Raw genomic sequence first — 16,306 nt, forward strand, 5'->3', positions numbered from 1 at the left:
GCGCGCGGCCGGCCAGCACGCCCGCCGTGCCCCGGCAGGGGCGCCCGTCGGCGAGCGCGACCGCCTCGTCGGCCAGGGCGATGATCTCGTGTATGGGCCGCCGCTCGTAGGTGCCGTTGACGGTCTCCCAGTCCCGGGCCCAGAGTCGGGTATCGACGTCGCCGGACTGGTCGGCCTTGTGCCGGGCGGTACGCCACCAGCGGCGGGCCATCGTGGTCTGCCCGGTGGAGGCGAGCGCCATTGCCATGATGACGGCGAGCTGCCCGGCGGCCCGGAGCAGGTCGCGGTTGGCGGGGTCGGCCGACAGCATGTGCTGCAACATGGTCAGGTCCAGGCCGAGCTGCTCGACGAGTCGGGCCGGCGGGGTGGTGTAGAAGTCCCGGGCGTAGTCCTCGGTGATCGTCTGCCACTCGTCCAGGTCGGCGCCGATAGCGCTGTCGAGGCCGTGCCGGAGTGCCTCCACCGCCACGGCCGGGGATGATGCGCCGAGCGCCAGTCCCATCACTACCGTACGCCGTCGCACTTCGGCCCCCGTTCCCGTCGCGTTCTCCGCCCGATGCGCCGCCATCAGCTCGCCCTCGGCGCCGACTGTCTGATCGCAGATCTCGGCCCACTCGGGGGAGCAGCGGCGTTCGCCCCGCTCGATCTGCCCGACGTACCCGAAGTCGATCCCAGCGACCTCGGCGAACCGGCGCAGCGACATTCCGCGGTCTTGCCGGAGGCGACGAAGCATCTGACCGAAGTGTTCTACAGACCCTCCCGGGGCGGTGTGGGCTGCGTGTATGACCCACACGAGACCACTGCTCACTACTCGCGGTTGCGCTCGGTACCTGTGACGGTACCGAGGCGGGATAACGAGCGGTATCCCCAGCTCGGCGCGGTGATCGCTGGCTGGGAATAGCGCCTCGTGTCCCGGCCGGTCCGGGATACCCGTCCCCGGAGTCCCGGACCGGGGCCGGCTCAGGTGGAGAGTAGCGCTCCGTGACTGGATCTCCGGGGCGCCACGTACCGGGAGGACACGACAATGGACACATGGGCCCGCCAGCGGGCAGACCGGTGGATCGAGCGGCAGCACCGCGACGGCGGCCGGTGCACGGAATGTGGAACCCGAGGCTGCTGCGTCGCGCTACTCCGCGCCGTACGCCGCAGGGTCGCCCGGACCAGCCAATGAGCATGGTCCCGGAGAGCGCGCCGGGAATGGCGATCGACTGGGCATGGGCGACGATCACCACGCACGCCGAGGCCCGGCACTGCGCCGGCTGCCGGGGCACCTGGTGCCCGACTGCCGAGTGGGCGCTCTGGGTCGTCATCACGGACCGGGTCGTCCCGGCCGAGCGCCGGCAGCTCGTCACCGTGGTGGCCCGGCAGACGATGACGGCACACTGGCCGCGCGGGGTCGACGGCTGCCGGCCGTGTGGGCTGCCGAACTGCTCGCGGATGCAGCTGGCGGGCACCTGGCTGGAGGTCGTGCGGGATGACTACGTGCCGGAGTCGGTCCGGCTCCTGATGCGGTCGGCAACACCGACGGACGCTGAGCTGCGCGGAATCACCGGGATGGACGGGCCGGCTGAATGAAGCGGATGACGTCTAACCTCATGCTGACCGCCGCCGCGAGGACTGGCCCGTACCCCCAACCCGCACGATCAAGCCACCGTTCCTCTTGGACAGCCGGTGCCACCAGTCAGCCCACCGTCCGGACCACTTGACGGATCGTGATCATTTGAAGCGGAGCTTCTGGTCCAGTCCGGGCGGCGTCTTCGCGATCATCGGCATCATCGTCGGGTCGGTGGTCGTGGTCTGCGTGGGTCTGGCCATCGCCGGGGCGCTCATGAGCGGGTCAGCGGCGTCGAAGATGGACGCCTCGGTCGTGTCCTGCACGTTCACCCCCGGCCCGCTCAGCAGCGCCACGGTCGGCATCCAGGTGAAGAACAACGGCGTCTCGACACGGACAGCCAAGGTGGGGATCGAGTACCGGGATGGCAGCGGGAACCGGATCGACACCGACACCGCGTACGTGCGGAACATCCGGCCGGGTGACACGGCGCGGGTTGAGGAAACGACACTGCTCGACGCCGAGGTGACGAGCGCCGGCACGTGCAAGATCGTAGACGTGAGCTGACCCCGGATACAGGCGAAGCGGCCCCACCTTCCGTGGGAGAGTCGGGGCCCTCGGCTGATGTGAGCGATCGTGCTGCGTTACGAGCGACCGGTGCCGATCGCGCGCTGGGATGAGGACCGGTCGGGCCAGGCGATCGACGACGTTTCCGGCGCGATGTGCCCCGCCTGCGCCCCGTGAAGAAGGCGTGATCTATGCCGCCGCAGGTCAAGGGCCATGACCCTGCCAACCCGCCTACTACGCCGATTAGTAGACTTTGGCGGTGAGCCAGCCACGGATCGCCGTGCCGACCCGGCGGGTCGAGCGGTGAACGACTACCTCGTCACGCTGACGATCGTGCTGTCGCTCGTACTGGCGGTGTGGAGTCTGGTCACCACGATGCGCAACCGGCCGCCGGACCGGTCCCACCTCGGCGGCCTGGCCGTGCTGGAACTGGCCCTCCTGGCGCTCGCCGCCACGGCGATCGCCACCTGGATCGGCGGCGAGCAGCCCGCCGAGGCCGGGACGTTCGCCGGCTACCTCGTCACGCTGATCTGCCTGCCACCGCTGGCCGGAGTGCTGGCCCGGATGGAGCCGACCCGCTGGGGATCGGTGATCGTCACCGTCGTCTGCCTGGTGGTTCCGGTGGTCGTGATCCGCCTGCAACAGACCTGGCAGATCCCCGGTGCCTGACCCGATCCCGCCACAGAGCCCACCGCCGCACAACCCGGCCCCGCCGGTCCCGCCGCCGCCCGGCGGGCGCCGGGTGAACAGCGGTCCCGGGCGGGTGCTCGTCGCGGTCTACATCCTCTTCGCGATCGCCGCCACCTCCCGGGCAGCCCTGCAGATCGCCACCAGGTTCCACGAGGCTCCGGTGGCGTACCTGCTCTCCGCACTCGCCGCGGTGATCTACATCGCGGCGACCGTGGGCCTGGCCCGGGGCGACCGGATCGGGCGCCGGACCGCGATCGTCTGCTGCACCGTCGAACTGGTCGGCGTACTGACGGTAGGGGCGCTGAGCCTGCTCGACCCGGCACTCTTCCCCGACGACACGGTGTGGTCGGACTTCGGTGGCGGCTACGGCTACGTTCCGCTGGTGCTGCCGGTGCTCGGCCTGCTCTGGCTCCGCCACACCCGGTCCGCCGTCACCGCCTAGCCCTCGCGACGACGACCACCGGCATCCACTCCGCTCACTCGACCGCGTCGCTGCGGTGCAACCGGATCCAGCGGTAGCCGTACCCGGCCAGGTGCAGCGCGTCGAGCTTGCCGACCGGGTCGTACTCGCGATCGGCGAGCACGTCGCCGGGCAGGTCCGCCTCCGGGGCCAACGAACTCAGGTCGACGATGGCCGGCTTGGTACCGAGGTTGTGCAGGAAGAGCATGCAACCGGTCGGGCCGTCGGCACGGTGCGCCAGCACGCCCGGCGGCAGTTCCTGATCGATATGAGTACAGGTGCCGGACCCGACCTCCGGGGACTCACGCAGGGTCCGGGTCATCCGCTCGAACCATGCCAGCAGGGACGACTGATCGTGCCGCTGCCTGGTGACGTTGACCCGCTCGAAGCCGTAGTCGCCGGTGTCGAGCACCGGACGGATCAGCTTCTCGGCCTCCGCACTGGAGAAGCCGGCGTTGGGTTTCCCGGACCACTGCATCGGGGTACGGATCGCCTCCCGGCCCGGCAACGACAGGTCCTCGCCCATCCCGATCTCCTCGCCGTACCGCAGCACCGGCGTTCCGCGCAGCGAGAACTGCAACGCGTACGCCAGCTCGATGCGGCGGCGGTCGTTGCCGAGCATCGGAGCCAGCCGTCGGCGGATGCCCCGGTCGTAGATCCGCATGTTCTCGTCCGGGCCGAACTGCTCGTACACCTCGGCGCGCTGCTCGGCGGTGAGCCGGGACAGGTCGACCTCGTCGTGGTTGCGCAGGAAGGTGGCCCACTGCGCACCGGCCGGCAACGCCGGGGTGTCACGCAGGGCGTCGATGATCGGTTCCGGATCCCGACGGGCCAGCGCGAGCATCAGCCGGCCGTTGAGCATGAAGTCGAAGAGCATGTGCAGCCGGTTGGCGGAGCCGCCCGAGTCACCGAAGTAGTCGACGAGCTGGGCCGCCTGCACGTTCGCCTCGGCCAGCAGCAGCGCGTCCGCCCGCCGCCACTGCACGTGCTGGCGCAGCTCGGTCAGGAACTCGAAGTCCTTGGGCGAGTTCGGGTTGCCGGGTTCGGTCTGCTCGATGATGAACGGCGCCGCGTCGATCCGGAACCCGGCGACGCCGAGTTGGAGCCAGAACGACATGATCTTCTTGATCTCGGCCCGTACCGCCGGGTTGCCGAAGTTGAGGTCCGGCTGGAACCGGTAGAAGCGGTGGTAGAACCACGCCTTCGCCGTCCGGTCGTAGCTCCAGGTCTCGTCCTGCTCCCCGGGGAAGACCATGCCCTGACACCGGTCCGGCGGCTCCTTCTCCGACCAGACGTACCAGTCCCGGTACGGCGAGTCGGGCGAGGACCGGGCCGAGACGAACCACGGGTGCTCGTCGGAGGTGTGGTTCACGACCAGGTCGATGATCACCCGGATGCCCCGGTTGGCGGCCTGGTGCAGCAGTTCCGCGAAGTCCCCGAGGGTGCCGAGCCGAGGATCGACCGCGTAGAAGTCGGTCGCGTCGTATCCGTCGTCGCGGTGCGGCGACGGATGGATCGGGTGCAGCCAGAGGCAGGTCACGCCGAGCCGGGCGAGGTAGTCGAGCCGTCCGATCAGACCGTTGATGTCACCGATCCCGTCGCCGTCCGAGTCGGCGTACGTATCGATGTCGAGACAGTAGACGACCGCCTCGGCATACCACCTGTCCGTCATGCCGAAAGGCTTTCTCCGATCCGCCGTACCGGCAAACCGTCCTCGCGTATCGACGCACCTCGGCCTGCCGCCGATAGGTGTAGGGACCGCGATCTTCGGGTACGGAAGTCCTTCTCCCGCCGACCGCCGAAACCCGAAGCCGCCGACCGCCGGAGCCCTGGCCGCCGACCGCCGAACCCGCCGACCGTCGGAGCCCCGGCCGCAGACAGCCGAAGCAGCCGAAGCCGATGAGGCTCGACCAAGCCCGAGCAAGCCCACGAACGACCCGAGGAGTGATTGCGGCGTGACCCTCGCGCAGGACGTCGACCCGACCCGATTCGGCGGGCTGACCGGCTGGATAGCCGGCGTGATCGAGGCCATGGGCGCCCCCGGCGTGGGCCTGCTCGTCGCGTTGGAGAACGTCATCCCGCCGGTGCCGAGCGAGATCGTGCTGGCCATGGCCGGTTATCTGGCCGGCGAGGGGCGGATGAACGTCTTCCTCGTGGTGCTGGCGGCCACCGCCGGTTCCGTGCTCGGCGCGCTCGCGCTCTACTGGCTCGGCGCGGCCCTCGGCGAGGATCGGTTGAAACGCTGGCTCGACCGGCTTCCCCTGGTGGACACCGACGATCTGGAACGCGCCGACCGCTGGTTCGAGCGGTACGGATCGTGGGCCGTGCTCTTCGGCCGGATGATCCCGGTGGTCCGGAGCCTCGTCTCCGTACCGGCCGGGGCCAACCGCATGCCGATGGGCCGGTTCCTGGCGCTCACCACCCTGGGCAGCGGTCTCTGGAACGCCATCTTCGTGGGACTCGGCTTTGCGCTCGGTTCCCAGTGGCAGCAGATCGACCGGTACGCGAGCTTCTTCGACTACGGACTGCTGGCGATCTTCGTGACGATGATCGCCGTCTGGGCGGTCAGGAAGCGTCGCAAGCGCCTGCGCCAGCGCCGAACCGCCGACGTGTAAGGAAGGGCCCCTTCTTATCGTTTTCTGCATAAGAAGGGGCCCTTCCTAACAGTTCTGCGCCGGGGTCAGCGGCGGAAGGTGAACCAGTTGAGATTGGCGAAGTCGCTGGGCTGACCGCTGCTGAAGGTCAGGTAGACGGTGTGCACCCCCGTCACCGCCGACACGTTGCCTGGCACCGACTGCCAGCTTTGCCAGCCGCCGGTGTTACCGACCGCGAAGCTGCCCAGCACCGATCCGGTCGGGCTGTCGACCCGGACCTCGACCAGGCCGCTCACCCCGCCCCCGGCTCCCGAGGCGACCCTGGCGACGAAGTCCCGGGGCGGCGTCGAGCCGAAGTCGACCCGGTCGTACCGGGCCCAGTCGCCGTTGGCGAGCCAGCCGATGTTCTGCCCGCCCTCGCTGCACGCCTCGGTCCCGACGCCCAGCTGACCGTTGTATGCCTCGCCCTGGATCGTCGAGTAGGCGCTCACCGTGCCGCCGGAAGGCGGCGTGGTCGGCGGCCCGGTGGTGGGAGGCATGGTGGTGGGAGGCATGGTGGTGGTACCGCCACCACGGCTCCACACCGCGACGTAGTCGACCAGCATCGACCGACCGGAGACGGTCGTGGCCGTCGGCGTGGTGCCGCCGGCCACCCCGTTGGGGAACGAGCCGCCCATGGCGACGTTCAGCAACAGGAAGTAGCCGGCGTGGCTGGTCATCTGCGACCAGTACGATCCGACCTGGGCCTGGGTCACCGTGTGGTAGTGCTGGCCGTCGACGTACCAGCGCAGTTGCTGCGGGCTGACCGAGGTGTCCCACTCGAAGCGGTAGGTGTGGAAGGCCGACTGGCAGGTCGAGCCGGGACATGCGCGGTTGGCGCCGTTCCCGTTGAACTCGTTGCACGGACCGCCGGGCGCGACCCCGCAGTGCAGCACACCCCAGACCGAGTTGATCCCGTTGACGTTCTCCATCACGTCGAACTCGCCGATCCCCGGCCAGTTCTGGTAGTTCCCCCGGTACGGCGCGCCCAGCGCCCAGAAGGCCGGCCAGTACCCGGCCGCCTCGGCGCCGGTGACGTTCGGCATCTGGATCCGGCCCTCGATGGCCAGCACGCCACCGGCCGGAGGCTTGAAGTTGGTCCGGACCGTCTCGATCCGGGACGACGTCCACTGCCCGGACCCGTTGCGGATGGGCGTGATCCGCAGGTTGCCACCGCCGTCGTGACTGACGTTGGCGGTGCTGCTGGTGTACGTCTGGATCTCCCCGGTGCCCCAGTTCGCCGGGCCGCCGGGGTAGCTGGTCCCGGTGTCGATGATCCAGTTCGCGGACGAGGGCAGGGTGTTGGCGGCACCGGTGAAGTCGTCGCCCCAGACCAGGGACCAGCCGGGTGCGGGGGATGGGATGGCGGCACGGGCATTGACGGTGACCATGGCCGACACCGTGCCGATCAGGGTGAACGCGGCGAGGAGCAGCGTGAGACGGCGCTTCGCCGTCCGGCCGGGATGGACCGGCGGAACGAACCCGATGGTGTTCATGGTGGCCTCTCTGCAGGGGGACGGGGGGCCGAGAGAGCGCTCTCTCACGAGTTGTACGTCCCCGACTGCCACATGTCAACATCTGTCGATATCTGCACCCGGCGCGGCACCGTCCGCTCCAGCCAGTCCAGGTGGCGGTGGTGATCAGGTATGGAACACCACCGGTGTCAGCCGGCATGCGAACAGCCGGTACGTGACGAAGAAGGGCGCTGTGCCAGCGCGGGCAGGCAACCGGCGCCCGCCGAAGAACGCCGGAGCCCATGGGTGGACGGGAGGAACGGAAGGAATCGCCGCCCGGCGGCGGACGGGAACGCGGCTACTCCGCACCCGGGGCCAGCGGCAGCCGGTTCAGCGCAGCCGGTTCAGCGCAACCGGTCGTCCGGCTACCGGTTCAGCGCAACCGGTCGTCCGGCGACGGCATCGGCACCGCCCGCTCCTCCTGCACCCGGATCTCGATCCGGGCCCGCTGCCCGGCCGGATGCCAGATCTCCTCGAAGGGTCCCATCATCGCGTCGCCGATACCTCGGCGGCGAACCCGGCGGGCGAGCCACATCAAGCCGGCCAGGACCGCGCCGAGTGCGGTCACGCCGACGAGGACCGCCAGGAAACTCTCCACCCGGCCGAGGCTACCCGCGTCGCCACGACGCCACATCGTGTGGTGGGCGGGAACCCGGAGGGTACGGGCGGGAACCAGCAAGGTGCGCAGCCGGGGCCGGCCCCGATGGCACGATTGGTGCTCACGGGTGTTTCCGGGCATCCGGCCCGGGGGTATTGAACCCCCGAGGTCGCCGGAAGCGACGCGGCCACCAGACGGACGGGCGGTGAGGGCGATGGGCAGCGGACTGGCCGTACCGGTTGACCCGACAGTGCACGCCGGAACGGATCAGCTCACGGTCGGCGTCGAGGAGGAGTTCCTGCTCGTCGATCCGGTGACCGGAGCTGCGGCACCGGCTGTCGAGGCCGTGATGGCCGAGGTGCCGGACGAGTTGCGCGGACAGGTGCAGCACGAGTTCCAGACCAGTCAGATCGAGATCGGCACGCCACCCGGACTGGAGCTGAGCGCCCTGCGGCACTCGCTGGGGCTGCTCCGTACCGGTCTGGCCGACGCCGCCGAGGCGGCCGGGGTACGGCTCGTCGCGGTCGGTACCGGTCCGGCCGGGGGTCCGGTACCGCCGGTGGTGGACAACCCCCGGTTCCACCGGATGATCGAGCGGTTCGGCCTGGTCGTACCCTCGCCGGGCGTCAACGGCATGCACATCCACGTGGGCGTCCCCGAACCGGAGATCGCGGTGCAGGTGCTCAACCACCTGCGCCCCGCGCTGCCGATCCTGCACGCGGCAACCGCGAACTCGCCGTTCTACGAGGGCCGGGACACCGGGTACGCAAGCTGGCGGTCGGTGCTCTGGGAGCGCTGGCCGTCCGTGGCGCCGACGCCGTGGCTGGAGTCGTACCGGCACTACGAGGGGTTCGTCGACGAGCTGATCGGCACCGGGATGCTGCTCGACGAGGGCATGCTCTACTGGTACGCCCGGCTGTCGTCGCACTACCCGACCGTGGAGATCCGGATCGGTGACGTCTGCCCCGGCCTGGACGACACGATCCTGATCGCCTCGTTGGTCCGGGCCCTGGTCGACACCGCGCTTACCGACATCTCCATGGGCCTGCCAGCGCCCCGGGTGCCGCACCACATGCTCGCGGCGGCGCACTGGCGGGCGGCGCACGACGGCCTGGAGGGAATGGCGGTCGATCCGGTCGGCGGTGGGCTTCGGCCCGCCTGGTACCTGATGCACCGGCTCGTCCAACGGGTAAGCCCCGCCCTGGAGCGGCATGGCGACCTTTCCCTGGTCACCGAACTGCTGAGCCGGTTGCAGGCGCACGGCACCGGCGCCGCCCGTCAGCGGGCCGCCTATGCCCGGCGAGGGGAGATCTCGGACGTACTCGAGGACCTGGTCCAGCGGACCCGGGGCAGCGCCGGCGGCCATGGCGGCTGAGCGCCTGGTGGTGATCGGCGGCGACGCGGCCGGGATGTCGGCCGCGTCGCAGGCCCGTCGCCGTCGGGACGCCACGGACCTGGAGATCGTCGCCTTCGAACGCGGGCACTTCACGTCGTACGCGGCCTGCGGGATCCCGTACTGGGTGGGTGGGCTGGTCGAGGACGAGGAGCAGCTGATCAGCCGGGATCCGGAGACGTTCCGGAACAAGCACCAGGTCGACGTCCGGCTCCGGCACGAGGTGACCATGATCGACCTGGAGCGGCGCGAGGTGGTCGCCCGGGACCTGGAGAACGGCGGCACAGAGGTCCGCGAGCGCTTCGACCAGCTCGTGTACGCCGCCGGAGCCGTACCCGTCACTCCGGACTGGGCCCGGACCGACGCCGACGGGGTGTTCGGGGTGCAGACCCTCGACGACGGCGCCGCGCTGCTGGCCTGGCTGGACGGGGATCCCCGGCCTCAGCGGGCCGTGGTGGTCGGCGGCGGCTACATCGGCGTCGAGATGGCCGAGGCGATGATCCAGCGCGGCCTGTCGGTCAGCCTGGTCGAGCGGAGCCCGGAGCCGATGTCCACCGTCGACCCGGACATGGGCGCGCTGGTCCGCAAGGCGCTCTGCGGGCTGGGCCTCGACGTTCGCAGCGGAGTCAGCGTCACCGGGCTGGAGACCAGGGACGGCCGGGTCAGCGCGGTGGTCACCGACGACGGGACGCTGCCGGCCGACGTCGTGGTGCTGGGTCTCGGGGTACGTCCCAACACCGCGCTCGCGGCCGAGGCCGGGTTGCCGATCGGGCCGACCGGCGGGATCCGGGTCGACCTGCGGATGCGGGTGGTCGACGTGCCCGGGGTGTGGGCGGCGGGTGACTGCGTCGAGTCGGTGCACCGGGTCTCCGGACAGCCGGTGTACGTGCCGCTCGGCACCCACGCCAACAAGCAGGGCCGGGTCGCCGGCATCAACATCGGCGGCGGTTACGCCACCTTCGCCGGCGTGGTCGGCACCGCCGTCACCCGGGTCTGCGAGCTGGAGGTCGGGCGTACCGGCCTGCGTGAGGACGAGGCGGCCGCCGCGGGTTTCGAGTTCGTCAGCGTACGGGTGGAGTCGACGAACCGGGCCGGCTACTACCCCGGCGCCCGGCCGATGACGGTGAAACTGATCGCCGAGCGCCGTTCCGGGCGGCTGCTCGGCGCCCAGATCGTCGGCTGGTCCGAGGCGGCCAAGCGGATCGACGTCCTCGCCGTGGCGCTGTGGAACCGGATGACGGTGGACGAGATGGCCGGACTCGACCTCGGCTACGCGCCACCGTACGCCCCGGTCTGGGATCCCGTGCTGGTCGCGGCCCGCAAGGCGGTCGACGCGATCCGCTGAACCGGACGACCGGATCCGGTTCGTCAACTCCGGTCAGCGCGGTGCGACCAGGCTCTCGATCACGAGCAGGCGGTCCAGCACGGGATCGACGTCGGGCCCGGTGAGGTCACCGATGATCCCGAGCGCCTCCAGGCAGCGGCGGCGGGCGGCCGGCCGGTCCCCTCGGGCCGCGAGGATGTCGGCGAGTACCGCAAGGCCGGCGGCCCGCCGGAGGGAGTCCGCGATACCGTCGCTGAGCGAGATCGCGGCCACGGCATGCTCCATCGCCTCCGGGTACCGGCCCAACGCGCGCTCGGCGTCGGCGGCGGTGACCAGGGTGTCGCAGCGGGTGGCGTCGTCCTTGGCCCTGACCTGGATCTGCAGCGCCAGCGTGCAGTGTCGCAGCGCGGCCTCCGGCTGACCGGTCTTCAGTCGCAGCGCGGCGAGCCGCCCGTGGGTCGCACCCTGGTCGCGCAGGGAACCGATGCGCTCCCGGATGAGCAGCGCCTCCGCGTAGCACCGGGCCGCCCGCTCGTACCTGCGTGACTGCTCGTAGGCGTCGCCCAACCGGTGCAGGCTGGCCGCCTGGCCGCCCGGGTTCCCGATGTCCCGACAGGTGGCCAGGACCCGCTCGAAGATGCCGATCGCCTTCCTGACCTCGCCGGTCTTCAGGTGCACGCTCGCCAGGTTGTGCGAGCAGACGCAGACGGCGGTGACGTTGTCCACCCGGTGCGCCAACCGCAGTCCGGCCTCGAACCCGCTGGCCGCCCGGTGGTAGTCGTGCAACGCGAAGAAGGTCCAGCCGAGGTTGTTGAGTGTTCCGATCTGGCCGATCTGGTGGCCGTCCGCCTCGGCGGCGGAGAGCGCGACCTGATGCATGGCCAACACGTCGTCCTGCCGGCCGTACCGGCCGAACACGTCGTGGATCGCGCCGGGAATCTGCCACGCGTGCCGGTGGAACCCGCTGTCCGCCGCCGCCCGGACCACGGCGTTCAGGTTCGCCCGTTCCGCCTCGCACCAGCGCAGCGCCTCGTCGTCCGTACCGAAGCGGAGCGGCTCGACCGCCTCCGGTGTCGGCAGATCCGGGACCGGCGGGCGTTGCGGAGCCAGCAGGGCGGCGGCGTTGACCGCCGAGAGCAGGTACCAGTCGAGCAGTCGCCGGGTGGCGGCCCGGCGGGCCTCGGCGGCCTCGTCGTGCGCGGCCCGGTCCGCGGCGTACCGCCGGAGCAGGTCGTGCAGCCGGTACCGGCGAGCCGTGTCGTGGTTGACCAGGTGGCGCTTGGCGAGCGCGTCGAGCAGGCGTTCCGTCCGCCTCGGGTCGGCGCCGAGCAGTGCGGCCGCGGCGGCGGAGCTGACGTTCCGGCCCGGATGCAGGCCCAGCAGCCGGAACAGCCGGCCGGCCTCGGGGTCCAGTTCGTTGTAGGACCACGCGAAGACGGTGCTCAGGGTGGCGTCGTCCTCGTCCTCGTCACCGGCGGAGTCGAGCAGCCGGCTCCACAGTTCGTCGACGAGGTCCGCGATGCTCGCCCGGGACCGGGTGGTGATGTGCTCGCCGATGACGCGCAGCGCCAGTGGCAGTCCGCCGGAGAGTTGCGCGAGAACCTCCACCGGTCCCGGTTCGTCGGCCGCGCGCGCGGTGCCGATCACGTGACCGAGCAGGGTACGACGCTCGTCGTCCGGCAACGGCGGCACGGTGAGGCTGCGGATGCCCTGCCGGATGGTCAGGCTCTTGAGCCGGTTTCGGCTGGTTATCAGGGTCACACAGCCCTCGGCCGTGGGCAGCAGTGGACGGACCTGGTCGGAGTTCCGGACGTTGTCCAGTACGACGAGGATCCGCCGCCCGTCGAGCATCTGGTTGAAGCGTTCCCGGCGCTGCTCGCCACCGGTCGGTATCCGGTCGGCGGGTACGCCCAGCGCGTGCAGGAACCGGCCCAGGGCGTCCTCCGGATTCACCGGCGGAGTGGGCCCGTACGCGTCGGCACTGAGAAACAGTTGCCCCTCCGGGAACCGGTCGCGCTGTCGGTGCGCCCAGTGCACCGCGAGGGTCGTCTTGCCCACTCCGGGCATTCCGTCGACGACGACGATCCGGGCTCCCGCCGTCGGCGTTCCCAGCATCGCGTCGAGTTCGGCGAGAACCTCACGCTGCCCCGTGAAGTCGGAGATGTCGGCCGGCAACTGCTGCGGCGGCCGGAAAAGCACCGGCCCCCCGTCGGGCGTTCCCGGCGACGTACCGGGCGTCGATCGTCGATCTCTTCCGCGAAGTGGCGACAGATCAATTGTCGGCTCGGCCCGCATTCTCCGCCGGTAACGGCTCCGGAAATCGACCGAGAAGCGGCGTGCCTCGTCATCGCGTCCACTCGCGTAGAGAGCGTTGATCCAAAGTTGTGCGAGAGTCTGATCCACATCGTTGGTCAACAGCAGCGGTTCCAGCCGACCGAGCACCGCGTCATGCTGCCCGATTCGGCTCTGGCTCTCACTGAGAAGCTTGTGCGCCGTCAGTAGCCCCTCTTTCATCGCGCGACGGATGTGTTCGGAGCGGGCGCCACGAAGATCGGCGAGCGGTTCGTCGCGCCACAGTTCGATCGCCTCGCACAGCAGTGCCGCCGACCGCTCGTGGCGGCCCTCCTCCGTCGCGCGGCGGGCCTGGTCGACGAGGCGCCGGAACCGGTGGTAGTCGACCAGTGCCGCGTCGACGTCGAGCCGGTACGCCTCGCTGCCCGGCATCCGGACGAGCGCGTTCGGCAGGCCGACCGCCTTCAGTACGGCCCGGCTGCGGCTGATCAGCGCCTGGAGATTGCCTCGACAGGCATCGAGCGACCGGTTTCCCCAGAGATGCTCGACGACCATGTCGACCTGAACCGGCCGACCCGCGTGATAGAGGAGTACGGCGAGCAGCCCGCGCTGTTTGGCCGCGCCCAACGGCACGGCCCGCCCGTCGATGTTGAGCGCCGTGGGGCCGAGGATGACGAACTCCACAGGCGTCGTCCCTCCGTCGGTCCGACTTACCCTTTCTCAGTCTGTTCCCGGGAAACTTACCCGCCAACCTGAGTTCCCATCGTCAAACTTCCGACATTCCGCTATGTGGGCGTTGCAAGTCAACTGCAAGTCACTCCACAAGTGCGTACACAACATTGTCTCCCACTCTTCTGTCGTCCCGATCGGACACAGGGGAGGACATGAAATGAGTGCGCATGAATGGTCACGGGTGCCTATTGGCATCGATGCGTCCCGGTGGGTTACCCGAATTGGCTGTCGCAGCGTATTGATCGTTGCGCACACCATTGTCAGCTGCCAACGGCTCTTGGACGTCGCGGAACTTCTGGAGGAGGACCCGAGGGTGCAGACGGTCTTCACGGTTCCTCCGGACGCGTTCAACCGCGGGGTCACCCGACACCTACGTCGCCTCGGCGCGCTCGTGCTGCCGTGGGCGCAGGCTGTCCGGGAGAGATTCGACCTCGCGCTCGCGGCGGCGTACGGCGGCCTGTCCGACCTGCACGCGCCGCTGATGGTGATGGCCCACGGGGCGGGGTACGGCAAACCGACCCGGCCGACCGGCCGTGGCCCGGCGATGTCGACCCTGCCGCCGGTCTACGGTCTCGACGCGCAACGGTTGACCCGCAACGGCGAGGTGCTGGCCGCGGCGATCGCGCTCTCCTGCGACGACCAGCTCGACATCCTGCGCCGGCAGTGCCCGGAGGCGCTGCCGGTGGCGGTGGTGACCGGGGACCCGTGCTTCGACCAGCTCGTCGCGAGCCTGCCGGAACGGGAGCGGTACCGACGGGCGCTGGGCGTCGACACCGAGCAGGAGCTGGTGGTGGTGAGTTCGACCTGGGGGCGGACGGGCCTGTTCGGGAACTGGCCGGACCTGCTGCCACTTCTGCTCGACCAGCTTCCCGCGCAGCGGTTCAGGGTCGCGGCCCTGTTGCACCCGGCCGTCTGGTGCGCGCACGGACACCGGCAGGTACGCGCCTGGCTGCGGAGCTGCCGCGAGGCCGGGCTGATCCTGCTGGACCCGGAGGAGGACTGGCGCAGCCTGGTCGTCTCGGCGGACCACGTCATCGGCGACCACGGATCGGTCACGGCCTACTCGGCGGCACTGGGACGCAACGTCCTGCACCTCGCCCCGGGGCTGGAGGCCGTCACCGCCGGCTCGGCGCAGGAACTGGTCATCAACAGCGCGAGCCGGCTGGACCCGCGCCGCCCCCTCCTGCCGCAACTGCGCTCGGTCCGTACCGTCGACCACGCGGCGGTGGCCGGGATGATCACCTCTCGGCCGGGCCAGGCCGGTCCGCTGCTCCGGCAGACCATGTACCGGTTGTTGCAGCTCACCGAGCCGGGTCGGCACCGCCGGGCGACACCGGTTCCGGTGCCTCGACTCCGGTCGGAGGTGACACGTTGAGCCCCGGGACCGGGCCGGTGATCGGGCACCTCGGGCCGGGGTCGGGGGAACCACGGCGCGGCGGCCTGGCGGACGTACTCGTCGGGGAGGCCGACCGCCGGTCCGCCGCGGAGCGTTGCGCGGACCTGTTCGGTCGGTATCCGGGGCTGACCCTCGTCCTGCTCCTCGAGGCCCGCGGACCCGCCCGAGGGCAACGGCTCGGCGGTCCGGGTGGGTACGCCGGGACAGCCCTCGACGGCCGGATGCGGCTCACCGCCGGGCTCCGTGACGGGCTGCTGTTGCGCCTGCGGTCCGGACGACCGGGCCGGTGCGTCCCGGTGCGGATCGGGGACGTCGCCCGGTGGCTCTACCTGCGCTGGTCGGTCGGGGTCGACCTGACCGGGTCAGCGGGGCGCGAGTTGGCCGACACCGCCGGCATCCGGCTCTCCGCCCGGGTCGACCGCTGGTCCGACCGGATTCTCCGGCCCGTCCGGCCCGAGGTCCCCGGCCGGCTCGTCGAGTCGGCGGCGGAGGCCGAGCGCCCGTGAGGAACCGAGCCGGATGAAGATCTCCAGTGCCTGAAGGTGGTACGCCCGCGCGGCGACGGTCTCCCCGCGCCGCCGGGCGACCTGGCCGAGCTGGTCCAGAGCCTCGGCGTACTCGTGCTCCGAGCCGAGTTCCCGCATCCGCCGGGCGGCCTCGGTCGCGGCCCGCTCGGCTCCGGCCAGGTCATCCGTGCCGAGCAGGGCGCCCGCGAGCCCGATGAGCACCCGTGCCCCGTTGTGCGGGTCGACGTCGGCCAGCCCGGCGAAGATGACCTCCGCCTGTCGCAGCAGGACGGTCGCCCGCTCCGGCTGCCCCAGTCCGGTGAGCAACATGCCGAGGCTGATCAACGAAAGGCCGGTGCTCCGCTCGTCGCGCTGCTCCCGGTTGGCGTCGACGAGCCGGGAGAACATCTCGACGGCCCGATCCTCCCGCCCCGAGTCGCGGTACAGCGCGGCCAGCCCCTCCTCGGCGTCGAGGCCCCCCCGGATGTCGCCGGCCTCCCGGTACCGGAGGATCGCATCCCGGATGTGCCGCTCGGCGGCCTCGTGGTCACCGAGCTTGGTGCAGACCCGGCCGAGACGTTTCAGCATGTCGGCCTCGGCCCAGGGGTCGCCCCACGACCGCGCCGCCTCGACGCCACGCTGGTCGATC

13 protein-coding genes and 1 pseudogene are annotated in these 16,306 nt (G+C 70.7%); 9 read left to right on the forward strand and 5 right to left on the reverse strand.

Going from position 1 to position 16,306, the window contains the following annotated elements:
- Nucleotides 1–703, reverse strand: a pseudogene (locus I0C86_RS10395) (XRE family transcriptional regulator); the annotation flags it as partial.
- Nucleotides 704–1,167: 464 nt separating this feature from the next.
- On the opposite strand from I0C86_RS10395, the gene I0C86_RS10400 reads away from it, so the two are divergent.
- The 4 genes from I0C86_RS10400 to I0C86_RS10415 all read left to right on the forward strand — a co-directional run bounded on the left by I0C86_RS10400 (nucleotide 1,168) and on the right by I0C86_RS10415 (nucleotide 3,251).
- A complete protein-coding gene (locus tag I0C86_RS10400) occupies nucleotides 1,168–1,575 on the forward strand; it encodes a hypothetical protein (protein ID WP_196201016.1) in 408 nt (135 codons plus the stop codon).
- Between the two features lie 145 nt (nucleotides 1,576–1,720).
- A complete protein-coding gene (locus I0C86_RS10405) occupies nucleotides 1,721–2,119 on the forward strand; it encodes an FxLYD domain-containing protein (RefSeq protein WP_196201017.1) in 399 nt (132 codons plus the stop codon).
- 303 nt (nucleotides 2,120–2,422) lie between these two features.
- Nucleotides 2,423–2,788: a hypothetical protein gene (locus tag I0C86_RS10410; RefSeq protein WP_196201018.1), complete on the forward strand. Its 366-nt coding sequence runs from the start codon at nucleotides 2,423–2,425 to the stop codon at nucleotides 2,786–2,788.
- 73 nt (nucleotides 2,789–2,861) lie between these two features.
- Nucleotides 2,862–3,251, forward strand: a complete 390-nt coding sequence (locus I0C86_RS10415) for a hypothetical protein (protein ID WP_196201049.1) — start codon at nucleotides 2,862–2,864, stop codon at nucleotides 3,249–3,251.
- A 34-nt stretch (nucleotides 3,252–3,285) separates the two neighbouring features.
- Here the strand turns inward: I0C86_RS10415 and I0C86_RS10420 are convergent, their stop codons facing one another.
- A complete protein-coding gene (locus I0C86_RS10420; RefSeq protein WP_196201019.1) occupies nucleotides 3,286–4,941 on the reverse strand; it encodes an alpha-amylase family protein in 1,656 nt (551 codons plus the stop codon).
- Between the two features lie 283 nt (nucleotides 4,942–5,224).
- Here I0C86_RS10420 and I0C86_RS10425 point away from each other — a divergent pair, with 283 nt between their 5' ends.
- Entirely contained in the window at nucleotides 5,225–5,884 is a 660-nt protein-coding gene (locus tag I0C86_RS10425; RefSeq protein WP_196201020.1) for a DedA family protein, read from the forward strand.
- A gap of 65 nt (nucleotides 5,885–5,949) precedes the next feature.
- Here I0C86_RS10425 and I0C86_RS10430 read toward each other — a convergent pair whose 3' ends face one another.
- Together I0C86_RS10430 and I0C86_RS10435 are read right to left on the reverse strand one after the other, a co-directional pair.
- On the reverse strand, nucleotides 5,950–7,293 hold the full coding sequence (locus I0C86_RS10430; RefSeq protein WP_230393929.1) for a carbohydrate-binding protein: 1,344 nt from the start codon (nucleotides 7,291–7,293) through the stop codon (nucleotides 5,950–5,952).
- Between the two features lie 496 nt (nucleotides 7,294–7,789).
- Entirely contained in the window at nucleotides 7,790–8,014 is a 225-nt protein-coding gene (locus I0C86_RS10435) for a hypothetical protein (RefSeq protein ID WP_323373575.1), read from the reverse strand.
- Between the two features lie 205 nt (nucleotides 8,015–8,219).
- Between I0C86_RS10435 and I0C86_RS10440 the strand changes: the two genes are divergently transcribed.
- Nucleotides 8,220–9,389: a carboxylate-amine ligase gene (locus tag I0C86_RS10440; RefSeq protein WP_407676293.1), complete on the forward strand. Its 1,170-nt coding sequence runs from the start codon at nucleotides 8,220–8,222 to the stop codon at nucleotides 9,387–9,389.
- Entirely contained in the window at nucleotides 9,379–10,752 is a 1,374-nt protein-coding gene (locus I0C86_RS10445) for an FAD-dependent oxidoreductase (RefSeq protein WP_196201023.1), read from the forward strand. The genes I0C86_RS10440 and I0C86_RS10445 overlap by 11 nt, the downstream gene beginning before the upstream one ends.
- Before the next feature lie 33 nt (nucleotides 10,753–10,785).
- On the opposite strand, the gene I0C86_RS10450 is transcribed toward I0C86_RS10445, so the two are convergent.
- Nucleotides 10,786–13,707, reverse strand: coding sequence for an AfsR/SARP family transcriptional regulator (locus tag I0C86_RS10450; protein WP_196201024.1), 2,922 nt, complete (start codon nucleotides 13,705–13,707; stop codon nucleotides 10,786–10,788).
- A 361-nt stretch (nucleotides 13,708–14,068) separates the two neighbouring features.
- Here I0C86_RS10450 and I0C86_RS10455 point away from each other — a divergent pair, with 361 nt between their 5' ends.
- Nucleotides 14,069–15,130: a hypothetical protein gene (locus tag I0C86_RS10455; RefSeq protein WP_196201025.1), complete on the forward strand. Its 1,062-nt coding sequence runs from the start codon at nucleotides 14,069–14,071 to the stop codon at nucleotides 15,128–15,130.
- Nucleotides 15,127–15,657: a hypothetical protein gene (locus I0C86_RS43180; protein WP_230393923.1), complete on the forward strand. Its 531-nt coding sequence runs from the start codon at nucleotides 15,127–15,129 to the stop codon at nucleotides 15,655–15,657. The genes I0C86_RS10455 and I0C86_RS43180 overlap by 4 nt, the downstream gene beginning before the upstream one ends.
- Nucleotides 15,658–16,306 lie beyond the last annotated feature (649 nt).

This window comes from Plantactinospora alkalitolerans (assembly GCF_015690345.1).
Lineage (GTDB): Bacteria > Actinomycetota > Actinomycetes > Mycobacteriales > Micromonosporaceae > Plantactinospora > Plantactinospora alkalitolerans.

Coding starts and splice junctions, on each gene's coding strand:
- I0C86_RS10430 (WP_230393929.1), bottom strand. CDS start 7,293: ATGGTCACCGTCAATGCCCGTGCCGCCATCCCATCCCCCGCACCCGGC.
- I0C86_RS10445 (WP_196201023.1), top strand. CDS start 9,379: ATGGCGGCTGAGCGCCTGGTGGTGATCGGCGGCGACGCGGCCGGGATG.
- I0C86_RS10400 (WP_196201016.1), top strand. CDS start 1,168: ATGAGCATGGTCCCGGAGAGCGCGCCGGGAATGGCGATCGACTGGGCA.
- I0C86_RS10420 (WP_196201019.1), bottom strand. CDS start 4,941: ATGACGGACAGGTGGTATGCCGAGGCGGTCGTCTACTGTCTCGACATC.